Here is a 21,596-nt window from a genome sequence, read left to right as displayed (position 1 = left end):
GCTTTTTCCTCGTGATGGCCTATGGATTGCGGAGCGCTGATTATAGCCGACCATTGATACTCTGGCAGGTTAAAATCATGATGAAGATCCCTGTTTAGGCAACTGACAGCTGGATGTTTACCAGTGGTGGTGTGCCGAGGGGGTGATAATAGCTGGCAGTGGTACATCCCAGGCTTCTGCCGGCAGATGCCGGACCTGCTGGCAGTCGTGGGCCAGTCCGAGGGGACGAGGGCCTGCGCTGTTATGGTGCCACTGGCTTAATGTGCGGTCATAGTACCCGCCTCCCATGCCTAACCGTTGTCCCTGTTCATCAAAGGCGACAAGAGGGGTACAGATCAGATCCAATTCGTGAACGGGTTTAACAAGACGAACATCCAGCACAGGCTCGGCAATGCCATAGCGGTTACAATGCATTTTCGTCTCAGGCCGGTAATGCAGAAATAACAAGTGGCCTTTGCTGAAGGGATGTAACACGGGCAGATAAACGTTTTTGTTCTGGTGCCACAGCCATTCGATTAGCGGTTCGGTATCTAACTCACCGTCATTGTTGAGGTATAAAGCCACATGTTGCGACTGGCGAACCTCGCTGAGCTGACAAAAGCGGCTCAGCACAGCCTTACTGGCCTGTTCCTGCTGGTGTGGGGTCAGTGCCTGGCGTTTAAGGCGCACCTGCTGACGAAGCTGTTGGCGTGTGGTTTGGGTTGTTTGGCCGGTAAAGCCTTGTGGGTGAGATGCATCCATAACATTCTATGCCTGTCGTCGCCTGCTCAAAGAGAGAACTGCTGGCTGTGAGCAGAATAGAAAAAGAGGGGGTGCCCCAAGGTGCCGTTGCGAATTGTAGCCCTTGAACCAGACGTTCAAGGTGGATCGGCAACATTAACCGTAGGCTTCTCAGTCGTGCTGAGCATGCTCAATAGCTAATAAAAGCAAATCCTGGTTTTTTGCTTATCGGCTCGGGGACGTCGATTCGCTGACGCACACCCCAGGGTCAATCCATTATCAACGTTGCGGTTGATTTTGCAATGCCTCAGTCAGAGTTTCTGTAATTTGACCGATGCGCTCGGACAAAGAATCGGCATTGTTGTTAAATTCTTTTCGTTCGTTATGCAGTTCACTGCAGATGTTCAGCCCGGTAAACATCAGTAACTGCTCCGGGTTGGAGATTTTGGTTCGCTGCGACAGTTCATTCAGGCGACTGTCAAAATCCGCCGCGGCTGCACGTAACGCTGTTTCCTGGCCAACGGGGCAATTTACCTTAATGGTCCGGCCTAAAATTTCAATTTCAACTGCCTGCGAGCTCATAGCTGTTTTGTATCCGTGTCAGTCACTGTGAATTCGTGAAGCGAAGATCGGCCGCTAATATAGAAAAAGCCTATTTAACTTGCAAGCATGCGACCTGACTGCATGAGCGACCTGCAAGCGAGATGACAAATCTTCATCAGTTCGGTGTTATTTTTGCCGTTGAGCCGATGAATGCCAGTAAAAATATCGACTCAATCAATCGCCTTTTGCTTTAGGTTAGCCTGAATCCAGCCTAAGTGGTAGCATATCACAAACCCATCTGACACCAATCTTATTAAGGTGAAAAAGCCCATGAGCGAAGTAAAATTGCCGGCTTATGAAGCGGTGGAAACCGCGCTGAAAAGTCAGTCTCTGGCGGTTACGCCCTCAGAATTACACGGATTACTGACGGGTATGCTGTGCGGCGGTTTACCCGCTGTCGGCGAGCATTGGATTGGTCCGATCTCGGATTACGCCAACAATGGCGAATCTCTGGACGGTGACGCCAGAACGCTGACACAAAATCTGGTGGATATTACTTCTAAGGAATTGGCTGGTACGGGGTTTGACGCGTCTTTGTTGCTGCCAGATGATGATGTGGATTTGATGGTGCGGGCTGAAGCTTTGAGTGAATGGGTTAACTGTTTCTTGTCCGGATTGGGTCTGATGGGACTGAATCAAGAAAAATTGCCAGCTTCAGTGCAGGAAGCCTTGGGCGATCTGCAGGATATCGCGCAGCTGGGGATCGACGATGAGGATGATCTGGAAGAGCAGGCGACGTTGTTTGAGCAGGTCATAGAGCATGTCCGAATGTGCACGCTGACCTGTTATTTCGAGCTGGTGTCACGACATCAGTCGGGTCAGGGCGATGCGCCTACGCTGCACTGACAGGGCAGGTTTGAGGTAAAACAGACGTGAAGCAGTATGATGTTGTCATTGCAGGGGGAGCCATGACGGGTGCCAGCCTGGCCCTTGCATTGGATACCCTGAGTAAGGGTAATTTGCGCATTGCCGTTGTTGAAGCGGTTTCTCCTGAACAGACAGGCCATCCCGGCTATGATGCCCGCAGTATTGCTATGTCTTTAGGCTCCGTCCGCTTGATGGAGCAACTCGGCCTCTGGTCATTTCTGGCGGGCGAAGCCACGGCTATCTCTCGTATTCATGTGTCTGATCGCGGCCATCCCGGCTTAGCCCGTATGTCAGCCAGTGAGTATGGGATCAGTGCGCTGGGCTATGTCATTGAACTGGCGCAGGCGGGCTCTGTATTCCTTGAGCAGTTGTCGAAAAGGGCGGCGATTGATCTGTTTTGCCCGGCCAGAATCCATACGCTGCATCGCGAACAGGATGTGGTCAGCCTGCAGCTCACTAACGGTGAATCTTTGCAGGCCAGCTTACTGGTGGCGGCCGATGGCGGGGTGTCCGGCTGCTGCGCGCAACTGGGCATAGGTCATCAGAGCCTGGACTTTGAACAGGTCGCTGTGATTGCCAATATCTCTACCGCTTTATCTCATCAGGGCGAAGCCTTTGAGCGATTCACGCCTTTCGGTCCCCTGGCTTTGTTGCCGATGAGTCAGGGACGAAGCTCGCTGGTATGGTGCATATCGCCGGAACAGCAGCAGGAAGTGATGGGATGGGACGACGAAACGTTTCTGGCGCAGTTACAGTCCAGCTTTGGCTGGCGTATGGGCAAGATGGTAAAAACCGGCCAGCGATTTGTGTATCCGCTGAGTCTGCGACAGGCTGAGCGCCGGGTTTCTCACCGTTTTGCTGTGGTCGGCAATGCTGCTCAGACACTGCATCCGATAGCCGGGCAGGGGTTCAATCTGGGCTTGCGTGATGTCGTGACCCTGGCTGAGGAAGTGGTGGCTGGCTATCAGGCCGGTGAAGACCCGGGATCAACGGCGATACTGAGCCGCTTTCGGCAACGTCGCGAGCCAGACCAGGCCGCAACGGTGGCGATGACCACATGCCTGGTGAAACTGTTTGCAAATGAGCACTGGCCTTTGGTCGCCGGGCGCAATGCCGGCCTGATGGCGATGAGTGTAATGGATACAATTAAAGCGCCGCTGATGAAGCGGGCGATGGGACAGGTAGACAGATAATCATGATGCAAAGTGTGGATATAGCTATTATCGGTGGCGGTATGGTGGGGTTAACTCTGGCTGCAGCCCTGGCCGATACTGATCTTCGTATTGCCGTCATTGAAGGCCAGTTGCCTGACCCTGAACTGGCCCCGTTACCGGATGTCCGTGTCTCTGCATTGAGCCGTGCCAGTGAACGGATTTTGCAGCGGGTCGGAGCCTGGCCAGGCATGGCTGAGCGCAGAGTCAGCCCTTATCAGCAGATGGATGTCTGGGAGCAGGACAGCTTTGCGCATATCAGTTTTGATGCTGCCTCTCTGGCGCAGCCTGATCTTGGCCATATCGTCGAGAATCGCGTGATTCAGCTGGCACTGCTGGACAAAGTGAAAACTCAGCCTAATGTGACCATGATTGCCCCGGTGCGCTGCCAGCAGCTGGCTTTTGGTGAGCGCGAAGCCTGGCTGACGCTGGACAACGGTCAGAGCCTGACGGCCAAGCTGGTAGTGGGGGCGGATGGCGCCAATTCATGGGTGCGCAGACAGATGGATATCCCGCTGACTCACTGGGATTATGGTCATCACGCCATTGTTGCCAACATTCGTTGTTCTGAGTCCCACACGCGCACCGCCAGACAAATTTTTACCCCTGATGGCCCACTGGCATTTCTGCCCTTGTCAGAACCGGATCTGTGTTCGATTGTGTGGTCTGTCTCGCCGCAGAAGGCGGAAGACTTGATGGACCTGGATGCCGACAGCTTCAGCAATCAGTTGTCTGCGGCGTTTGATTGCCGGCTGGGATTGTGCCGTCTGGAAGGCGAACGTCAGGCTGTGCCTCTGAAAATGCGTTATGCCCGTGATTTTGTGCGTGAGCGTGTGGCGCTGATTGGTGATGCCGCGCATACGATTCATCCGCTGGCGGGGCAAGGAGTGAATCTGGGGTTGCTGGATGCTGCCAGCCTGGCGGAAATTCTGAGTCTGTTGTGGCGTCAGGACAAGGACATAGGGGCCCGCCAGCATCTGCGTTATTTTGAACGCTGGCGAAAAGCGGAAGCGGCGAAAATGATTGCGGCTATGCAAGCGTTCCGGGAGCTGTTTGATGGCAGTCATCCGGCGAAAAAGTTGATCCGTGATGTGGGGCTGTTGCTGGTCAACCATGCGCCTGGGGTTAAAGATCAGTTTATGCGCCGGGCCCTGGGGTTGAGCGGAGAGCTGCCTGCGTTAGCCAGAGTTGAGTAAGGTTCTTTTAACTGAATGCTAATTCTGAAAAGCCGTCTCGCGAGAGGCGGCTTTTTTTTGTGAGTCCATTTACTTTCAATCTGTTTTTTTTCTCCTAAAGTAATAACAGTTAGGCAAGACGAAGCCTTTGTAAGGGAAGGTTAGACCTCTTTTTGTGAACATATCGGCGTCGCCGTTTTGGTAAGGATCTACTTATGGCCCATATTCCTTCTGAATTGAAATTCACTAATACTCATGAATGGGTACGTCCCGAAGGGGACGGAATCTATACTGTCGGCATCACAGATTACGCGCAGCAAATGCTGGGGGATATGGTGTTTGTTGATTTACCGGAAGTGGAAAGAGTCACTGAGGCTGGCGATGAGTTTGCGGTGGCGGAATCGGTTAAAGCGGCGTCAGATGTGTATGCACCTATATCCGGGGTTGTGGTGGCTATCAATGAAGACCTCGAATTGTCTCCTGAGCTGGTGAATAACGATCCGTACGGAGATGGCTGGCTGATTCAGATAAAAGCCGATGATGAAGGTGAGCTGGATGAATTGCTGGATGCCGAAGGGTATCAGGAGTTTACCTCTGAAGAAGACTGATATCAGCGAAACATAATAATCAGGCGATGTGTTCTGCCTGTGATGCTGGATAGTTGCCAACCATGCTGCGACAGCATCAGGTTTTTTAACTGAATGTAAATTATGAAGAGCCGTTTCGAAAGAGGCGGCTTTTTTGTTGGCTCAATGACTTTCAATCTGATTTTTTTATCCTAAAGTAATCTTAGGAAGGGCTGAGTGCCCTTGAGGTAATACTAACCAAGTTGCGCTTTTGTTTTGGTATATCACCAAACGGGCACTTTAGACTTTAATAAGGATAACGTTATGATTCATATTCCACCCGAATTGAAGTATACCGAATCACACGAATGGGTACGTGCTGAAGGTAATGGTGTTTATACCATCGGAATCACGGATCACGCACAGCAATTGTTAGGGGAGATGGTGTACGTTGAATTACCGGAAATTGACAACACATTTGAAGCGGGCGACGAGTTTGGGTCTGCAGAATCAGTCAAAGCGGTATCAGAGGTATACGCACCAGTATCCGGGGTAGTGGTGGCAATCAATGAAGAGCTGGAGGTGTCTCCTGATTTGTTGAATGACTCTCCATACGGAGATGGCTGGCTGATTAAGATAAAGGCCAATGATGAATCTGCTCTGGATGATTTGCTTGATGCGAAAGCTTATGCGGAGTTAGCGCGTGAAGAAGAGGATTAGCGCTCAAGCAGGAATCATCTATTAGGCCGGTAGTTAACCGGCCTTGATTGTATTAAGCCGCTTCTTTGAGCCGACGGATCTCCATATTCACTTCTTTCACGGTTTTGAAATGACGTTGTTCTGCTTTCACGGGCAGTTTGAGCAGCCCATTGTCAAATTCATACCCGCCACGACCGTCAATGTATAAGCGGCCACTGAATAGCCTGCTGACGTGTTTGGCTACCAGTTTCGGTAAATATTGTTTAAACATGCGCATAATGATGAGCAACCTTGCCTTATTTCTATTGTTGTTGTGTTTATTTCGCGGCCATTATAGAGAATTGACTATGAAATATTTGTGATACTCTCAGCATAATGTTTATGTAAAATGATGGCTTAGTGTAATTAATTTTTACAGATTTATCATTGCGCAGAGTATTATTCTGAATTGATGTGTGAATACTCAATTAAAACTGGCGGGATTCCGGTATGGGTCAATTCCGCTACATTTCTTTTTTTCTTATTTTTATCAGTTGCTTATAGTTATCTGGTTGGGTTTGGCCAGTTGTCTGTCACGGTATTTGCTACAGGAATGCATTGGTGTTTTTTTGTACAGTTGGATGAGGTGAAGACAATAAAAAAGTGTTTTCTGCTAACCTGTGCCACTGCTCTGATCTGTGCGTTAAATTGCGAAAAGGGTGAATGATTACGCAAAAAATGGGAGGGAGGCCCGTTTTTGGCTAGCGACAGATATCGCCATACAGGGGGGCGCACAACTGAACAAGATCTTGCATCGCCAGCTCAATCCCTGCCATGCGATCACCACTGCTGATATTCACTGTCTGATAGTGAGAGAGTGACAGGTCAAAAACCACAGGCAGCGTCTGTCTGAGCCCGATAGGGGCCACAGTGCCGATAGTCAGACCTGTGACTTCTTCAACATCTTGGGCGTCGGCGCACGTCATCCTGCGGCAGCCAAATAATGTGCGGACTTTTTTAGGATCAACCTGCCTGGTGCCGGGCACACACGCCAGAACGTGTAACCCGCCCATATCCCGCAGAAGTATCGACTTGACCATCTGATGTGGCTCTACGCCTCGCTCTTCGGCTGCTTCTTGTATGGTGCGGGCGGGCTTGTTATGAGGGAGCAGCAGGAAGTTAACCCCTTCCTGCTGCAGATAACGCGTGATGGGAGTATCCAGCATTACGCCTCTTCATCCAGCGAATACGGCAGTGGCAGTTGTTGCCACTGGTTTTCAGGTTCGGCAGCCAGACGAAAAGCTGTGTCTGGCTCCAGATCATTGGGCAGTACGACCAATGCCAGAGACTGATGATCACTGAATTGATAGCCAGCAATGATTGTGCCGCCTTTGCGCCAGTTGTCACCGACACTGCGCTCCAGCACATCGCCAGCTTTCGGGCAGTTTTCGGCCTGGCCAGAGACTATGTACATGGCCCGTTTGTTGATGCCGCGCCATTTGGCCCTGGCGACCGTTTCCTGACCGGTATAGCAGCCTTTTTTGAAGCTGATGCCGTTAAGTGCCTGCAAGTTCATGGATTGTGGAATGAATTCCAGCCCGGTTTCGGTATCAATACGGGGCAGGGCCTGGCGAATATCGTAAAGATCCCAGAGTGAGTCGTCTGACAATACTGCCTTGGCGGCGATTTTCTCTGCGATCTCACCGGCTGCGGCGCTATCAACCGCCAGGAGCCAGCGCTGCGCATCAATTTTTACCGCGGTCCCCTTGTCGAATGCCCGTACCTCTCCTTCACCACCCAGCACATTGTCTATGGTGGCTTGTGCCTGCTCACCTGTCAGGCCCAGCAAGACGTCGGTACTGGCTTCTATAGTGGTTTTTGAAAAGATGGCGTACTTTTTCAGTTCCGGCAATTGGGTGTCCATGACGCTTTTACGCTGCAGCCAGCCCAGACCGTCCCTGTGATGAAAGAGGCGAAAGATGGTGCGCATCTTACCTTTGGCGTCACAGTGCGCGCCAAGCGTGGACTGCCTGGCATTCAGAGACACGACATCGCAGGTGACTTGTCCCTGTAAGTAGGAAATGCTGTCCTGACCAACCAGAGTCACCAGTCCCCATTGGGTGAGATTTACCAGGGCAAGTGATGGCAGAGGAGCGTCAGCGGAAAGTGAAAGTGTGTCGAATTGCAAAGTATCTGACCAGGTGCTCATAGTCGAATCCGTCGTTGATAAGGAAAGCTGGCTTCAGCTTTCAGAAAAGCTTCGAATAAGCGCTATGTTATCGCTCTGGCTGAGCTTTGTCAGCCTGCATGCAAAAGTACCTGAGTTTTTGTGTCGGGTATTATCACGACCAGCTCTCATTTTGTTGTGCTATATGTGGCTGCAGATAGTCGGCAGGAAAACTGGCTGGTAGTATTGCCGCAGAATGAATACCACCAGGAGTTGAGGTTGGATATGATAGGTGCAGACGATAAAGCACGAATTAGATGGGCCTGCCGTCGTGGCATGCTGGAGCTGGACGTCATTATCATGCCGTTCTTTGAAGAGTGCTTTGATGATTTAAACCCGCAGGATCGCCAGGATTTTGTGTCTTTACTGACATGCGATGACCCGGACCTGTTCAACTGGCTGATGGAGCACGGACGCAGCACTAACCCTGCGCATGCTGCAATGGTGGACAAGATTGTTGCCCACAACAAGAGCAAGCTTCGCTAACCTGACGCTTTACCCTTCTTCTATCCTGCTTGCCGCTTTAACCGGAGCATATCTGGCAGTGGCAAGCCTGTTGTCTTTTCTGATGTTTGCTGATGTTCTGCCCGTGCCATTATGGTGGCTGTTTTGTGAATGGCTGTGGGGCGAGTATCTTTGCGCCAGAATCCAGCTTGCCTCCCTTCATGGCACGCTGATTTTATTTGATGACCGACAAATTGAGTGGCAGCGCTGCCGCTGGCAATTGTTTCATACCCGTGTGCTGACCTCCCGATTACTGATTATTGAGCTGAAACGCGCCCACCAGCATTACTGGCTTGCCGTCAGCCGTGATGCCTGTTCTGACAAAGATTTCCGTCTGCTGAGCCTTTTCTGTCGTATCTGCTGACGCCAAGGGTTGAGTCTGCTGCCTTTATCACCGGCTTCTGGAAGCAGTGTCATTCTTGTCCTGCCCGTTATCACAATATTGCGATCTTAAAGCAGAGCAGAGTAAAGTTCTGCTTTATTGTTGATGTAATTGATTGCTTGGGAATTTATAATGTCTTCTTGGCTATTAAGTGTATAAAACACCAATATTTTATACCTATAAGGAATTTTGTGTAATGAAAGTTAGGCATAAGCTGCTAGGGCTGGCAGGGTTAAGTGTCACAGCGATTTTTTTATTGTTTGGTGTAAATAGTTATACCAATCAAAAGCTTGTGAATATAGAAGTGGCTGGCAGTCAGCTTGACCAACTGGAAGTGACATTGCTTAACCTAAGGCGTAATGAAAAAGATTTTCTGGCACGTATGGATCTTAAGTACCTGCAGACCTTCAATGGCAATTACGATAAATTTCAGGCGCAATTAGCACGATTGCAGCAAGATGTGGCAGCCTTGTCGATTGATCTGCCGCAAGTGACAACTCTGCAAGGTAAGATGCACGACTATCATGCGGGTATGCAGGCAATGGTCTCAGGCTACCAGACTCTGGGACTGACACCCTCACAAGGGATTTATCAGTCATTGTATCAAAGCGGTGAGCAGCTGATGACATTGGCATCTGAAAGTACGCAGACATTGGATGTTTATCGCTTGATACTGACGGCAAAGTTATTTGCAGCGACTGATGACAAAGCTTTGCTGGCAGACTATCAGGCGTTTGTCACGCAATACGGTGATCAGCTGGATACGCAGTTAGGTCGGGATTACCGCGAGTTTAATCAGAGATTCAACCAGATGGTGGCGCAGAAAACCCGAGTAGGCCTGAGCCATAAAGATGGACTGAGAGGGCAGATTCGCGCCTTGTCTCATCAGGTTGAGGCCGAATTTGGCCAAATGCAGCAGCAGATAGACAAAGAAGCAGATCAGGTAAAGGTTTCAATCAGCCGCCTGGCCTGGCTTCTTATCGCTGTCATCATTGCAGGGCTGATCTTACTGTCATGGAAAATCAGCGCCTCTATTTTGGCCCCGGTTGAGCGTTTGAGCCACTTAATGAACCGTATTGCCGCCAGTCATGATCTCACCCTGAATGCCGATACTTCAGGTAAAGATGAGCTTGCCGCAATGGGGACGCACTTTAACTATCTGCTGAGCAATTTGCGCAAGCTGGTGGGGGATGTGCAGTCCGCCGTGTCTGAACTCGGTGCTGCTTCTTCTCAGCTTCAGCGCCGCAGTCAGGACGCAGAGCAGGCACTGGCGGCACAACTGCTGGACAGCGATTCTGTGGCGGCGGCCAGTACAGAAATGCAAGCGACCATCAGCGAAGTGGCTCATATTACCCATGAAGCCGCTTCACAGACCGGCCGCAGCCATGATGAAGCCACACAGGGGTTATCGGAAGTTGTCGAAACACGTTCACGGATTGATCAGCTGTCTGCAGGGCTGGCTCAGAGCAGCCAGGAAGTGTCCAGTCTTTCCGGTTTGTCAGACAGTATCGGCTCTGTGGTTGTAGTGATTAAAAACATTGCTGAGCAAACCAACCTGCTGGCATTGAATGCTGCCATCGAGGCCGCCCGGGCCGGTGAGCAAGGGCGGGGATTTGCGGTAGTGGCCGATGAGGTACGCTCTCTGGCCATGCGCACCCAACAGTCAACACAGGAAATCACCAGCATTATCAGCTCACTGCAGCAGCAGACGAAACAGGTGGTCAGCCATATTGAGCACTGCCGGGTGCAGGGGGATGACAGTGTGGCCCAGGCGCAAAGCGCGGAGGCTAAGATCCGAACCGTGATTGCTGATATGCAGCGGATATTGGATTCCAGCACCCAAATCGCCGCAGCGGTGGAGCAGCAGAGCCAGGTGTCTGAAGATATTGGTGCGCGGGTCGTGTCGATTCGCGATGTCACCAATAGCAATGTGGTGGTGGTGCAGGAAAATGCGCAGGCAGCCCACTCTGTTTCCGTGCAGGCCCACACCTTATCGCAGGCGATCAAAGCTTACAAAGTATGAGCTGACCGCTGAGAAGGAAGACATGAATGACGGGAGCCCGGGTGGCTCCCGTTGCTATTGTTTTTATTGCGGATTGCGCGGATCCAGTATGGTGGGTGACAGCGTCTCCAGCATATCCGGATAATCCAGAGTGTAATGCAGCCCCCGGCTTTCTTTTCGCTCCAGCGCACAGCGCACCATCAGCTCGGCGACCTGCAGCAGGTTCCGCAGCTCCAGCAGATTGTTGGACACCCTGAAGTTACTGTAATACTCATCAATTTCCTGCTTCAGCAATTGGATCCGGCGCATGGCCCGCTCAAGGCGTTTGGTGGTGCGCACTATGCCGACATAGTCCCACATGAACAGGCGCAATTCATGCCAGTTGTGCTGAATGACAACTTCCTCATCTGAATTGGAGACTTTACTTTCATCCCACAGCGGGATAGATGACGATAAGCTCACTTCATTGAGGTGCTGACTGATGTGTTCGGCCGCAGACCAGGCATAGACCACGCACTCCAGCAGCGAGTTCGACGCCATGCGGTTGGCACCGTGCAGGCCGGTATAGCTGACTTCGCCAATGGCATATAAGCCGTTCAGGTCTGTTTGTCCCTGCCGGTCGACCATGACTCCACCACAGGTGTAGTGGGCGGCCGGGACAACGGGAATGGCATCTTTGGTAATGTCGATACCATAGCCGAGCAGTTTTTCGTAGATGGTCGGAAAATGCTTGGTCACAAAATCAGCGGGTTTATGGCTGATATCCAGATACATGCAGTCTGCACCCAGTCGCTTCATCTCATAGTCGATTGCGCGGGCAACGACGTCCCGCGGGGCCAGCTCGGCACGCTCGTCAAACTCTTGCATAAAGCGGGAGCCGTCCGGACGGCGCAGATATGCCCCTTCGCCGCGCAGGGCTTCGGTCAGCAGGAAATTACGCGCTTCTGGATGGAAAAGGCAGGTGGGATGAAACTGATTGAATTCCAGATTAGCGACACGGCAGCCTGCCCGCCAGGCCATAGCGATGCCATCACCGGATGAGACATCCGGGTTCGAGGTATACTGATACACCTTAGAAGCCCCGCCGGTGGCCAGCACTACGAATTTGGCCCGCACGGTTTCGACAGACTCACGCTGGCGGTTCCAGATGTAAGCACCGAGAACCCGGTTGGGCGCATCGGCCTCACCTATTTTATGACTGGTGATCAGATCCAGCGCATTATGGCGTTCCAGTACTTCAATATTCGGGTGGTTGTGAACATTGTCCTGCAGCGACATTTGCATGGCCATGCCAGTTGCATCTGCTGCGTGCAGAATCCGGCGGTGACTGTGACCGCCTTCGCGTGTCAGGTGGTAGCGAGGATGATCATCGGTGCTGTTGTCTTCCTGATCAAAGGGCACCCCGGCGTCTATCAGCCATTGCACGCAATCGCGGGCATTTTCAGCAATGAAGCGAACCACTTCTTCATCACAAAGATGGGCACCGGCTATCTGAGTATCTTCAACATGAGAGTCCACACTGTCTGTTTCATCAAAAACAGCAGCGATACCGCCCTGAGCATAGTAAGTCGCCCCTTCACTCCGCGGGCCTTTACTCAGGACGAGCACTTTACACATCGGAGCCAGACGCAAGGCCAGAGAGAGGCCTGCTGCGCCGCTACCGATGACCAGGACGTCACAACTGTGTTCTCGGTTCTCGTTCATATTGATCTCATATCCCTGTGGTAAGCTCGCCATATTACCAAAAAACCCATTATGTGGGGCTTTTTTGATCTGTAAAGCTAGGTAAGGCAAATTGCCCCTGGCGGCGTACATCTGCCAGAATGAATGGCAGTTGCACCCGGGCGAATGTGCCAGTAAGGTGTGCGGGAACTTTGCGCTTTTTTTGGGGTCAGTAATTCTTTAGGCTTCTATGTCCATAGAATATAAATAGTTCTGAACACAGGATGGGTAAATTGGCTGCATCCGGTACGGTTCAGAGCAGAGATGACCTTGTCACAGACAGAGGAGTACACGCTCGAATGAGCGAGCAGTTAACTGACCAGGCACTGATTGAGCGAGTACAGCGAGGGGACAAGCAAGCCTTTAATTTACTGGTCGTAAAGTACCAGAACAAGGTTTGCAACCTTATTGCCCGTTATGTTGGCAATTCCGGTGATGTGCCGGATGTGGCGCAGGAAGCCTTTATCAAAGCTTACCGTGCGCTACCGTCTTTTCGTGGGGAAAGTGCATTTTATACTTGGCTATATCGTATAGCCGTGAATACGGCAAAAAATTACTTGGTGGCTCAGGGGCGCCGTCCGCCTGCAACAGACGTTGATGCGGAAGATGCCGAGTACTATGAAAATGGCAGTGCATTAAAAGAAATTTCGAACCCTGAGAACCAAATGTTGTCAGATGAATTGAAGCGGGTGGTATTCAGTACCATAGAAAGCCTCCCGGATGATTTGAAAACCGCAATTACGCTTCGCGAACTTGAAGGATTGAGTTACGAGGAAATTGCGGAAGTCATGGGCTGTCCGGTGGGTACGGTACGTTCCCGTATTTTCCGGGCTCGGGAGGCGGTAGAAAAACGTATTGCCCCCCTAATGCAGCGCTAATATTTGGGCCAAACGGTGACAAAGATGGCTGATAAAGAAAAGATTTCGGCTTTGCTTGATGGTGAAGACGTTGATCAAAGTATCATAAACCAGCTTCTGGTGGATGATAATGCAAAGCAAAGCTGGCAAGCTTATCAATTGATGAGCGATGTGATGCACGGTGAAGCGCCGGGGCACCCCAAGTGGGATATCGCCGGAAACGTGGCGATGGCGCTCGATAATGAACCCGCGCACAGCCTTGCAGACAGTGTCGCGGCGTCGGCGAATGTGGTGTCTCTGCCGCATGTGGAGCAACCAACGCCCCATCAGGCACGTCGTACTATGCCAGCCTGGCTGACACAATTTGGTCAGGTGGCATTAGCTGCCTGTGTTTCTTTGGCAGTGATTGTCGGCGTACAACAATATAACGGTGGTGAAGAGGCTGGGTTAGCGAGTGATGCTAATACTCAGGTGCCTGTTTTACAGACCATTCCTTTTGCCGGAACTGCTGAACCAGTCAGCCTGACGCGGGATTCTGTTCGTACCCGGACTGAATCGCCAAGCGAAGCACAACTGATGGAACAAAGACGTCGTATTAATGCGATGTTACAGGACTATGAGTTGCAACTGCGCCTGAATGCGGAAGACGGCAGTTTGGATAGAACCCTGTTGGAATCACACTGATTCGTGGCGGTGATATGAAGAAAATTCTGGTCGGTGCTCTGACACTGGTCAGCTTGGCTATGCCTTGGCAAGCCTCTGCGGAAGAAGATGCTATGACTTCTGCAGAGGCTTTGTTGCATCAAATGGATCAGGCAACCAGGCAGTTGAGCTATGAGGTGTCTTACATCCTCATCAAGAAAAACAGTATTGAACCCTTACGTTATCGCCATGCAGTAGAAGATGGCGAGACATTTGCACATCTGGTGTACCTCAGCGGTCCGCCGCGTGAGGTTATTCAGCGTGGCAAAGAAGTCAGTTACTTTGAGCCAGGGCTGGACCCGTTTACCATCGACAGCAATCGCATGGTGGCCCCTTTGCCGCCTATCATGCGTACCAATGTGGCAGAGCTGGCCCAGTTTTATGACTTCATCCCCATGGGACGATCCCGTGAAGCGGGAACCGCTTGTGATGTGGTACGTATTGCGCCCAAAGACGGCGCCCGCTATTCCTACCTGTTGTGGATGGACACCCGCTCTCATTTAGTCTTGCGGGCAGATTTACTGGATCGGGATGGTGAGCCTTTAGAACAATACCGCGCAGTGTCTTTTGTCGTGAATGACAAAGTGGCCGATATTCTGGAAAGTCTGAAATCAGTGAAACTGCCGGAAGTGGTTCAGCTACCGCCACAGCCACAGGTGGACTTGTCCTGGCAGGTCGACTGGTTGCCGCTGGGCTTTGAAAGTATTTCACACAACCGACACCGCCTGATGCTGACTGAGCGTCCGGTTGAAAGCCAGATGTATACGGACGGCCTGTTTAGTTTTTCTATTTATGTCTCGGCTGCAGATGGCTTCAGTGTGCGGGAACAACTGGTTCGCCAGGGACGACGTACGCTGCACAGCCAGTTACTGAAAGACAAAGAGATCACTGTTGTCGGTGACATACCGCCGGCAACGGCGCGCCGGGTGGCTGAGTCGGTCTCTTTTCAGGGAGTCAGCCAGCCATGATGCATTCACTGGCCACAGTGGTGGCTGTTGATAAAAAGCAGATCATCGTCAGTTGCCAGCAGCAAACCAGCTGCGGATCCTGTGCCTCACAAAATAGCTGTGGCACAGGCGTAGTCAGCAAAGTATTACCTGGTCGCCAGCATCAACTGACGTTATCGACAACCCATATTAATGATCCTATTCACATCGGTCAGCTGGTTGAAATCGGGTTATCTGAACGCAGCGTGCTGCAATCTGCGTTGCTGGTTTACGTGCTGCCGTTAGTGTGTCTGCTGTTGGGGACCTTGCTCGGCCAGTGGTGGTTTGTTGAGCTGGCTGGCGGTGGCGAAGGGGGCGTAATTGCCTGTGCCCTTGCCGGTGGCGTGGTAGGACTGCTGATTGCGCGATATCGCGCCAGAAGATTATCGGCCCTGGGGGATTATCAACCCAGCCTGATTCGGGTGCTCGGAAAGCCTGTCGTGGAGGGGCTGGAAACAAATGCACTATCGAAAGATAGCAGCAGCCGTTGAAATTCGGTAGAATCTGCCAACTTGATCGTAAGATCCCATTCATTTTTTAATCACGAGTTAGTCACGCCAATTCATGAAGCACATTCGTAACTTTTCGATTATTGCACATATCGACCACGGTAAGTCGACGTTATCTGACCGCTTGATTCAAGTCTGCGGTGGCCTTTCCGATCGTGAAATGGCTGCGCAAGTGCTTGATTCAATGGATCTGGAACGTGAACGTGGCATCACCATCAAGGCCCAGAGCGTGACGCTCAATTACACGGCAAAAGATGGTGAAACCTATCAACTGAACTTTATCGACACACCGGGACACGTAGACTTTTCCTATGAAGTCTCCCGTTCGCTGGCGGCCTGTGAAGGTGCGTTGCTGGTGGTCGATGCCGGTCAGGGTGTGGAAGCCCAGACACTGGCTAACTGTTATACCGCGATTGAAATGGATCTGGAAGTTGTGCCGATCCTGAACAAAATCGATCTGCCAGCGGCTGATCCTGAGCGTGTCGCGGAAGAAATTGAAGAAATCGTCGGTATCGACGCGATAGAAGCCACCCGTTGTTCAGCCAAAACTGGCCTGGGCGTTGACGAGGTGCTGGAAAACATCGTGCGTTCGATTCCTGCGCCAGAGGGCGACCCGGATGCGCCGCCACAGGCGCTGATCATCGACTCCTGGTTCGATAATTACCTGGGCGTTGTTTCTTTGGTCCGCATTAAAAACGGCGCCCTGAAGAAGAACGATAAGATCAAGGTCATGAGCACAGGACAGACCTGGAACGTTGATCGTATCGGTATCTTTACTCCGAAACAGGTGGATAAAGACATACTGAGAACGGGCGAAGTGGGCTGGGTGGTCTGCGGTATTAAAGATATCCTGGGCGCGCCGGTGGGCGATACCCTGACACTGGCGAAGAACGGCTGTGAAAAGGCGCTGCCAGGCTTTAAAAAAGTGAAACCTCAGGTGTATGCAGGCCTGTTCCCGGTATCGTCTGACGATTATGAGAACTTCCGTGATGCACTGGGCAAACTGAGCCTGAATGATGCTTCACTGTTCTATGAACCGGAAAGCTCTGCCGCTCTGGGCTTTGGCTTCCGCTGTGGTTTCCTTGGCATGTTACACATGGAAATCATTCAGGAGCGTCTGGAGCGTGAATACGATCTGGATCTGATCACCACTGCACCGACTGTAGTGTATGAGGTGAAGAAGAGTAATGGCGACATGCTGTATGTTGACAGCCCGGCCAAACTGCCGCCTATTAATGATATTGAAATCATTGGCGAGCCGATTGCCCGCTGTAACATTCTGGTGCCAAGCGAATACCTGGGTAATGTGATTACTCTGTGTGTTGAAAAACGCGGCTCTCAGGTCGATATGGTTTACCACGGTAACCAGGTTGCGCTGACTTATGACATTCCGATGTCAGAAGTGGTACTGGATTTCTTCGACCGTCTGAAGTCAACATCGCGCGGTTATGCCTCTCTGGATTATGGCTTCCAGCGTTATCAGGAATCTGACATGGTTCGGGTCGATATCCTGTTAAACGGTGACCGTGTTGATGCGCTGGCTATCATTACCCATAAAGACCATGCGCAATCGCGTGGTCGTGATGTGGTTGAGAAAATGAGGGAGTTCATTCCCCGCCAGATGTTTGATATCGCGATTCAGGCAGCGATCGGTAACCACATTATCGCTCGCTCGACCGTGAAACAGTTACGCAAAAACGTTATCGCCAAGTGTTATGGTGGTGACGTGAGCCGTAAGAAAAAACTGCTGCAGAAGCAGAAAGAAGGTAAAAAGCGCATGAAGCAGATCGGCAATGTCGAACTGCCGCAGGAAGCCTTCCTCGCCATACTGCATGTAGGTAAAGACAAATAATTCGAGTCCGCCTTCCGCCGCATTATGCGGCGGAATGGTTAGGGTCTTCAGACCCTGAGAGACCATGAAAAATTCATCATAGGGACATTAGGAACAGCAATGGCAAATCTGTTTTCGTTAATTTTAGTGCTGGCAACCATAGTGACCGGAATTATCTGGGCACTGGACCGGTTCCTCTGGGCACCTAAGCGTCAGTTGAAAATCGACGCTGCGGCGGCCAATGCCGGTGGCCAGGTGGATGCTAAAACCTTGGAAGCTGTTGCGCCACAGCCTGGCTGGGTTGAATCGACCAGCTCTATGTTCCCTGTGATAGCGCTTATCATGGTGTTTCGCTCGTTTATATATGAGCCGTTCCAGATCCCATCCGGATCGATGATGCCGACATTGCTGGTTGGCGATTTCATTCTGGTTGAAAAATTTGCTTATGGTCTGCGCGATCCTGTATTTCGTCATAAACTGGTGGAAACCGGCGAACCTGAACGTGGAGACATTGCTGTCTTTAAATACCCGGTAAACCCTAATGTTGATTACATTAAGCGCGTTGTGGGATTGCCGGGCGATTTAGTTCGCTATAGTGACAATAAGCAGATCTGTATTGCACCTAAAGGCACCACAGAATGTAAACCTGTCATGATGAGTCAGATGCACGACAGTGATTTTGTTCAGAACCGAACCCGGCTGATCCAGTTTACTGAGCAGCTTGGTGAGGCGAAACATGACATTCTGATCCATCCGCTAAGACCGAATCAGACGTTTGATTATCAACCGCGTCCCGGGCTGGCTGAGTGGGTGGTACCTGAAGGTCACTACTTTGTGATGGGTGACAATCGTGATAACAGTGCGGACAGCCGCTACTGGGGATTCGTGCCGGAAGCAAATCTGGTTGGCAAGGCGGTCGGGATCTGGATCAGCTTTGAATTTGAACGAAGTGCCGATAGTGTACTTCCCTCTTGGATTCCTACCGGTGTGCGCTTCAGCCGCATCGGAGGCATAGACTGATCGGGAAAAAATGACATCTCCTGTACAAAGACTCCAGCGTAAGCTGGGACACGAATTTAAGAACAGCGAATTACTGACCCTGGCGCTGACACACAGAAGCGCCAACGGCACGCACAACGAGCGTCTGGAGTTCCTGGGTGACTCTATCCTGAGCTTTGTGATTGCCGATGAGCTATACCATCGCTTCCCTAAAGTTGACGAAGGCGATATGAGCCGGATGCGCGCCACTCTGGTCCGGGGTAAAACGCTGGCCGAATTAGGCCGCGAATTCGAGCTGGGTGACCATCTGCTGCTGGGGCCGGGCGAACTGAAAAGCGGCGGTTATCGCCGCGATTCCATTTTGGCTGACTGTGTCGAAGCCATTATTGGGGCAATTTACCTCGACAGTGATATCGAATGTGTCCGCCATATCGTTTTGAGCTGGTATCAGAGTCGTCTGGACACCATACAACCCGGTATAAACCAGAAAGACCCGAAAACCCGTCTGCAGGAATGCCTTCAGGGGCGTCGTTTGCCGCTTCCGGCATATACTGTAACTAAGGTACAGGGTGAAGCACACAATCAGGAATTCACTGTACAGTGCGACGTCTCGGGGCTGGATAACCCTGTGGTTGGTAAAGGCGGTAGTCGGCGCAAGGCTGAGCAGGCTGCGGCAGAACTGGCATTGAAGCAGTTAGAATCATGACAGATAAAACACATTGTGGCTTTATTGCCATCGTTGGCCGTCCGAATGTCGGTAAATCAACACTGCTTAACCGTCTGGTCGGGCAGAAGTTGTCGATCACCTCGCGTAAACCGCAGACCACCCGCCACCGTATCATGGGCGTGGATACCCGAGACGGTTATCAGGCTGTGTATGTGGATACCCCCGGGCTGCATATCGAGGAAAAGCGCACCATTAACCGCCTGATGAACCGTGCGGCCAGCAGCTCGCTGACCGATGTTGAACTGGTGCTGTTTCTGGTGGACGGCACCATGTGGACACCGGACGATGAAATGGTGCTTAACAAGCTGGCGAAAAGCGGCCTGCCTGTGGTGCTGCTGGTCAACAAAGTCGATAACGTTAAAATGAAGTACGATCTGTTCCCGCATATGCAGGAGCTGGCGAAAAAAATGGACTTCAAAGCTATCGTGCCGATTGCTGCCAAGCATGGTACCGGTATTGAGGATGTTGAAAAGATAGTCCGCGGTTGTTTGCCGGAAGGGGAGTATTACTTCCCGGAAGAGTACGTGACAGATCGCTCTCAGCGTTTTATGGCTTCGGAAATTATCCGTGAAAAGCTGATGCGTTTTACCGGCGAAGAATTGCCGTACTCTGTGACCGTTGATATAGAGCGTTTTGACTATAATCCGGAAACCGATGGCTTTGATATCAACGGTCTGATTCTGGTTGAGCGTAAAGGCCAGAAGAAGATGGTGATAGGCAAAGGTGGCGAGAAAATCAAAACCATTGGCCGCGAAGCCCGTCTCGACATGGAAGATTTGTTCGAGCGCAAGGTGTACCTTGAACTGTGGGTGAAAGTGAAATCCGGTTGGGCTGATGACGAACGCGCCCTGCGTAGTCTTGGCTATATCGACGATCTTTAAGGACAGCGATGGAAGGGTTGCAGCGCTGTTTTGTTCTGCACTCTCGTCACTACAGCGAGACGAGCCTGATCCTGGATGTCTTCAGTGAAGAATCCGGTCGGATCACCCTAATAGCGAAAGGTGCCCGTCGTAAGCGCTCCAATCTCAAAGGAGCGCTTCAGCCATTTACCCCCCTATTCATCAAATGGACTGGCCGCGGCACTATGCCGGTTCTGACTCACGCCGAACCTATCAGTATCGGGCTGCCCATGCGCAGCTATATCCTGTATTCCGCCTTGTATGTGAACGAGATTCTGGCTCGGGTACTGGAAGTTCAGACGCCTTATCCTGCCTTGTTTCTTGATTATCTCAATGTGCTGAGAGAGCTTGCTCAGGCGGAAAATCCCGAACCCGCACTACGCCGCTTTGAACTGGCGCTGCTGGATCACTTGGGTTACGGTGTGGACTTTCTTCATTGTGCTGGCAGCGGGCTGCCGGTTGACGATGAAATGACGTATAACTACCGGGAGCAAAGAGGTTTTATTGCTTCTATGGTTGCCGGCCAGCTGACGTTTACCGGACGGCAACTGAAAGCCATTGCCGCCCGGCATTTTGAATCCCAGGATCAGCTCAGGGCAGCAAAGCGCTTTACACGCATGGCCCTGAAACCGTATCTTGGCAGCAAACCATTAAAAAGCAGGGAATTGTTTGTCCCTAGAGGAAGGAGTACCGCTACATGAAGAATATACTGCTCGGCGTCAATATCGACCACGTTGCGACTTTACGTAATGCCCGCGGCACCCGGTACCCGGATCCGGTGCATGCGGCCGAAGTGGCAGAACGCGCAGGCGCTGATGGTATTACCATTCATTTACGCGAAGACCGTCGTCATATTACTGACCGCGATGTCCGCATTCTGCGCGACACCATTCAGACGCGTATGAATCTGGAAATGGCAGTGACCGATGAGATGGTGCAGATAGCGCTGGATACCCAACCTGAGTTCGTCTGCCTGGTGCCGGAAAAACGAGAAGAGCTGACCACTGAAGGCGGCCTGGATGTGGTGGGTCAACTGGACAAAGTGAAAGCGGCAACCGAAAAACTGAGCTCGGCGGGTATTTTGGTTTCTCTGTTCATTGATGCGGATCGCGCGCAAATCGATGCCGCTGTGGCTTGTGGTGCGCCTTATATCGAGCTGCATACCGGCCATTACGCCGATGCAGCAACGGACACAGAGCAACAGGCCGAGCTGAAGAAAATTGCTGCTGCGGCCAGTTATGCCCATGATCAGGGTATCAAAGTCAATGCAGGCCACGGGCTGACCTATCACAATGTCAAACCCATTGCGGCCCTGCCTGAGATTTACGAGCTCAATATTGGCCATGCGATTATCGGCCGCGCCGTGTTTGACGGCCTGCATAAAGCCGTGGCAGACATGAAAGCCGTGATGCTGGAAGCGCGCTGGTAA

General features: G+C 51.6%; 24 protein-coding genes and 1 other RNA gene. 18 read left to right on the top strand and 7 right to left on the bottom strand.

The features are described from left to right. Window positions 1-117: 117 nt before the first annotated feature. From IFO68_RS09865 to IFO68_RS09855, 3 genes are all read right to left on the bottom strand, one after another. Window positions 118-741, bottom strand: coding sequence for a 5-formyltetrahydrofolate cyclo-ligase (locus tag IFO68_RS09865; RefSeq protein WP_192015746.1), 624 nt, complete (start codon window positions 739-741; stop codon window positions 118-120). A gap of 69 nt (window positions 742-810) precedes the next feature. Further along, window positions 811-992, bottom strand: a non-coding RNA gene (gene ssrS / locus IFO68_RS09860) — 6S RNA. Between the two features lie 7 nt (window positions 993-999). Continuing rightward, window positions 1,000-1,302, bottom strand: coding sequence for a cell division protein ZapA (locus IFO68_RS09855; RefSeq protein ID WP_192015745.1), 303 nt, complete (start codon window positions 1,300-1,302; stop codon window positions 1,000-1,002). A gap of 291 nt (window positions 1,303-1,593) precedes the next feature. On the opposite strand from IFO68_RS09855, the gene IFO68_RS09850 reads away from it, so the two are divergent. The 5 genes from IFO68_RS09850 (at window position 1,594) to gcvH (IFO68_RS09830) (ending at window position 5,862) form a co-directional block, all read left to right on the top strand. Then, window positions 1,594-2,169, top strand: a complete 576-nt coding sequence (locus IFO68_RS09850; RefSeq protein WP_192015744.1) for a UPF0149 family protein — start codon at window positions 1,594-1,596, stop codon at window positions 2,167-2,169. Between the two features lie 26 nt (window positions 2,170-2,195). Further along, on the top strand, window positions 2,196-3,383 hold the full coding sequence (gene ubiH, locus IFO68_RS09845) for a 2-octaprenyl-6-methoxyphenyl hydroxylase (RefSeq protein WP_192015743.1): 1,188 nt from the start codon (window positions 2,196-2,198) through the stop codon (window positions 3,381-3,383). 2 nt (window positions 3,384-3,385) lie between these two features. Further along, on the top strand, window positions 3,386-4,597 hold the full coding sequence (locus tag IFO68_RS09840; protein WP_192015742.1) for an FAD-dependent 2-octaprenylphenol hydroxylase: 1,212 nt from the start codon (window positions 3,386-3,388) through the stop codon (window positions 4,595-4,597). Window positions 4,598-4,800: 203 nt separating this feature from the next. Further along, on the top strand, window positions 4,801-5,184 hold the full coding sequence (gcvH, locus tag IFO68_RS09835) for a glycine cleavage system protein GcvH (RefSeq protein WP_311568064.1): 384 nt from the start codon (window positions 4,801-4,803) through the stop codon (window positions 5,182-5,184). Window positions 5,185-5,475: 291 nt separating this feature from the next. Beyond that, window positions 5,476-5,862: a glycine cleavage system protein GcvH gene (gene gcvH / locus IFO68_RS09830; RefSeq protein WP_311568065.1), complete on the top strand. Its 387-nt coding sequence runs from the start codon at window positions 5,476-5,478 to the stop codon at window positions 5,860-5,862. Window positions 5,863-5,914: 52 nt separating this feature from the next. On the opposite strand, the gene IFO68_RS09825 is transcribed toward gcvH (IFO68_RS09830), so the two are convergent. The 3 genes from IFO68_RS09825 to ygfZ form a co-directional block, all read right to left on the bottom strand. Next, the gene (locus IFO68_RS09825) at window positions 5,915-6,118 is read right to left on the bottom strand and encodes a DUF1107 domain-containing protein (protein WP_027253583.1); all 204 of its coding nucleotides are present in this window, start codon (window positions 6,116-6,118) and stop codon (window positions 5,915-5,917) included. A gap of 463 nt (window positions 6,119-6,581) precedes the next feature. Continuing rightward, window positions 6,582-7,046 (bottom strand): aminoacyl-tRNA deacylase, encoded by a 465-nt coding sequence (locus tag IFO68_RS09820; RefSeq protein ID WP_192015739.1) that lies wholly within the window; start codon window positions 7,044-7,046, stop codon window positions 6,582-6,584. Continuing rightward, the gene (ygfZ, locus tag IFO68_RS09815) at window positions 7,046-8,029 is read right to left on the bottom strand and encodes a tRNA-modifying protein YgfZ (protein WP_192015738.1); all 984 of its coding nucleotides are present in this window, start codon (window positions 8,027-8,029) and stop codon (window positions 7,046-7,048) included. The genes IFO68_RS09820 and ygfZ overlap by 1 nt, the downstream gene beginning before the upstream one ends. A gap of 243 nt (window positions 8,030-8,272) precedes the next feature. Here ygfZ and IFO68_RS09810 point away from each other — a divergent pair, with 243 nt between their 5' ends. The 3 genes from IFO68_RS09810 (at window position 8,273) to IFO68_RS09800 (ending at window position 10,956) form a co-directional block, all read left to right on the top strand. After that, entirely contained in the window at window positions 8,273-8,533 is a 261-nt protein-coding gene (locus tag IFO68_RS09810) for an FAD assembly factor SdhE (RefSeq protein WP_120513499.1), read from the top strand. After that, entirely contained in the window at window positions 8,505-8,915 is a 411-nt protein-coding gene (locus IFO68_RS09805) for a protein YgfX (RefSeq protein WP_192015737.1), read from the top strand. The genes IFO68_RS09810 and IFO68_RS09805 overlap by 29 nt, the downstream gene beginning before the upstream one ends. 214 nt (window positions 8,916-9,129) lie before the next feature. After that, entirely contained in the window at window positions 9,130-10,956 is a 1,827-nt protein-coding gene (locus tag IFO68_RS09800) for a methyl-accepting chemotaxis protein (protein WP_192015736.1), read from the top strand. 63 nt (window positions 10,957-11,019) lie between these two features. Here IFO68_RS09800 and nadB read toward each other — a convergent pair whose 3' ends face one another. Further along, window positions 11,020-12,639, bottom strand: coding sequence for an L-aspartate oxidase (gene nadB / locus IFO68_RS09795; protein ID WP_192015735.1), 1,620 nt, complete (start codon window positions 12,637-12,639; stop codon window positions 11,020-11,022). Between the two features lie 317 nt (window positions 12,640-12,956). Between nadB and rpoE the strand changes: the two genes are divergently transcribed. The 10 genes from rpoE to pdxJ all read left to right on the top strand — a co-directional run bounded on the left by rpoE (window position 12,957) and on the right by pdxJ (window position 21,596). Then, a complete protein-coding gene (gene rpoE / locus IFO68_RS09790) occupies window positions 12,957-13,535 on the top strand; it encodes an RNA polymerase sigma factor RpoE (protein WP_027253576.1) in 579 nt (192 codons plus the stop codon). 24 nt (window positions 13,536-13,559) lie between these two features. Next, window positions 13,560-14,198, top strand: coding sequence for a sigma-E factor negative regulatory protein (locus IFO68_RS09785; RefSeq protein ID WP_192015734.1), 639 nt, complete (start codon window positions 13,560-13,562; stop codon window positions 14,196-14,198). A gap of 14 nt (window positions 14,199-14,212) precedes the next feature. After that, the gene (gene rseB, locus IFO68_RS09780) at window positions 14,213-15,184 is read left to right on the top strand and encodes a sigma-E factor regulatory protein RseB (protein WP_192015733.1); all 972 of its coding nucleotides are present in this window, start codon (window positions 14,213-14,215) and stop codon (window positions 15,182-15,184) included. Further along, complete coding sequence (locus tag IFO68_RS09775; protein ID WP_192015732.1) at window positions 15,181-15,693, top strand: SoxR reducing system RseC family protein; 513 nt, start codon at window positions 15,181-15,183, stop codon at window positions 15,691-15,693. Before rseB ends, IFO68_RS09775 begins: the two co-directional genes overlap by 4 nt. Before the next feature lie 73 nt (window positions 15,694-15,766). Continuing rightward, a complete protein-coding gene (lepA, locus tag IFO68_RS09770) occupies window positions 15,767-17,563 on the top strand; it encodes a translation elongation factor 4 (protein ID WP_192015731.1) in 1,797 nt (598 codons plus the stop codon). Between the two features lie 99 nt (window positions 17,564-17,662). Then, window positions 17,663-18,562, top strand: coding sequence for a signal peptidase I (lepB, locus tag IFO68_RS09765; RefSeq protein WP_027253571.1), 900 nt, complete (start codon window positions 17,663-17,665; stop codon window positions 18,560-18,562). A gap of 10 nt (window positions 18,563-18,572) precedes the next feature. After that, window positions 18,573-19,247 carry a ribonuclease III gene (gene rnc / locus IFO68_RS09760; protein ID WP_027253570.1) on the top strand — a complete coding sequence of 225 codons (675 nt, stop codon included), beginning with the start codon at window positions 18,573-18,575 and terminating at the stop codon, window positions 19,245-19,247. Beyond that, on the top strand, window positions 19,244-20,149 hold the full coding sequence (gene era, locus IFO68_RS09755; protein WP_192015730.1) for a GTPase Era: 906 nt from the start codon (window positions 19,244-19,246) through the stop codon (window positions 20,147-20,149). The genes rnc and era overlap by 4 nt, the downstream gene beginning before the upstream one ends. A gap of 8 nt (window positions 20,150-20,157) precedes the next feature. Next, window positions 20,158-20,868 (top strand): DNA repair protein RecO, encoded by a 711-nt coding sequence (recO, locus tag IFO68_RS09750; protein WP_192015729.1) that lies wholly within the window; start codon window positions 20,158-20,160, stop codon window positions 20,866-20,868. Continuing rightward, on the top strand, window positions 20,865-21,596 hold the full coding sequence (gene pdxJ / locus IFO68_RS09745) for a pyridoxine 5'-phosphate synthase (RefSeq protein ID WP_192015728.1): 732 nt from the start codon (window positions 20,865-20,867) through the stop codon (window positions 21,594-21,596). The genes recO and pdxJ overlap by 4 nt, the downstream gene beginning before the upstream one ends.

Source organism: Photobacterium arenosum (genome assembly GCF_014841115.1).
In the GTDB taxonomy this organism is placed as follows: Bacteria; Pseudomonadota; Gammaproteobacteria; order Enterobacterales; family Vibrionaceae; genus Photobacterium; species Photobacterium arenosum.
The sequence above is the reverse complement of the archived record's forward strand: the minus strand, read 5'-3'. Positions and strand labels throughout refer to the sequence as shown.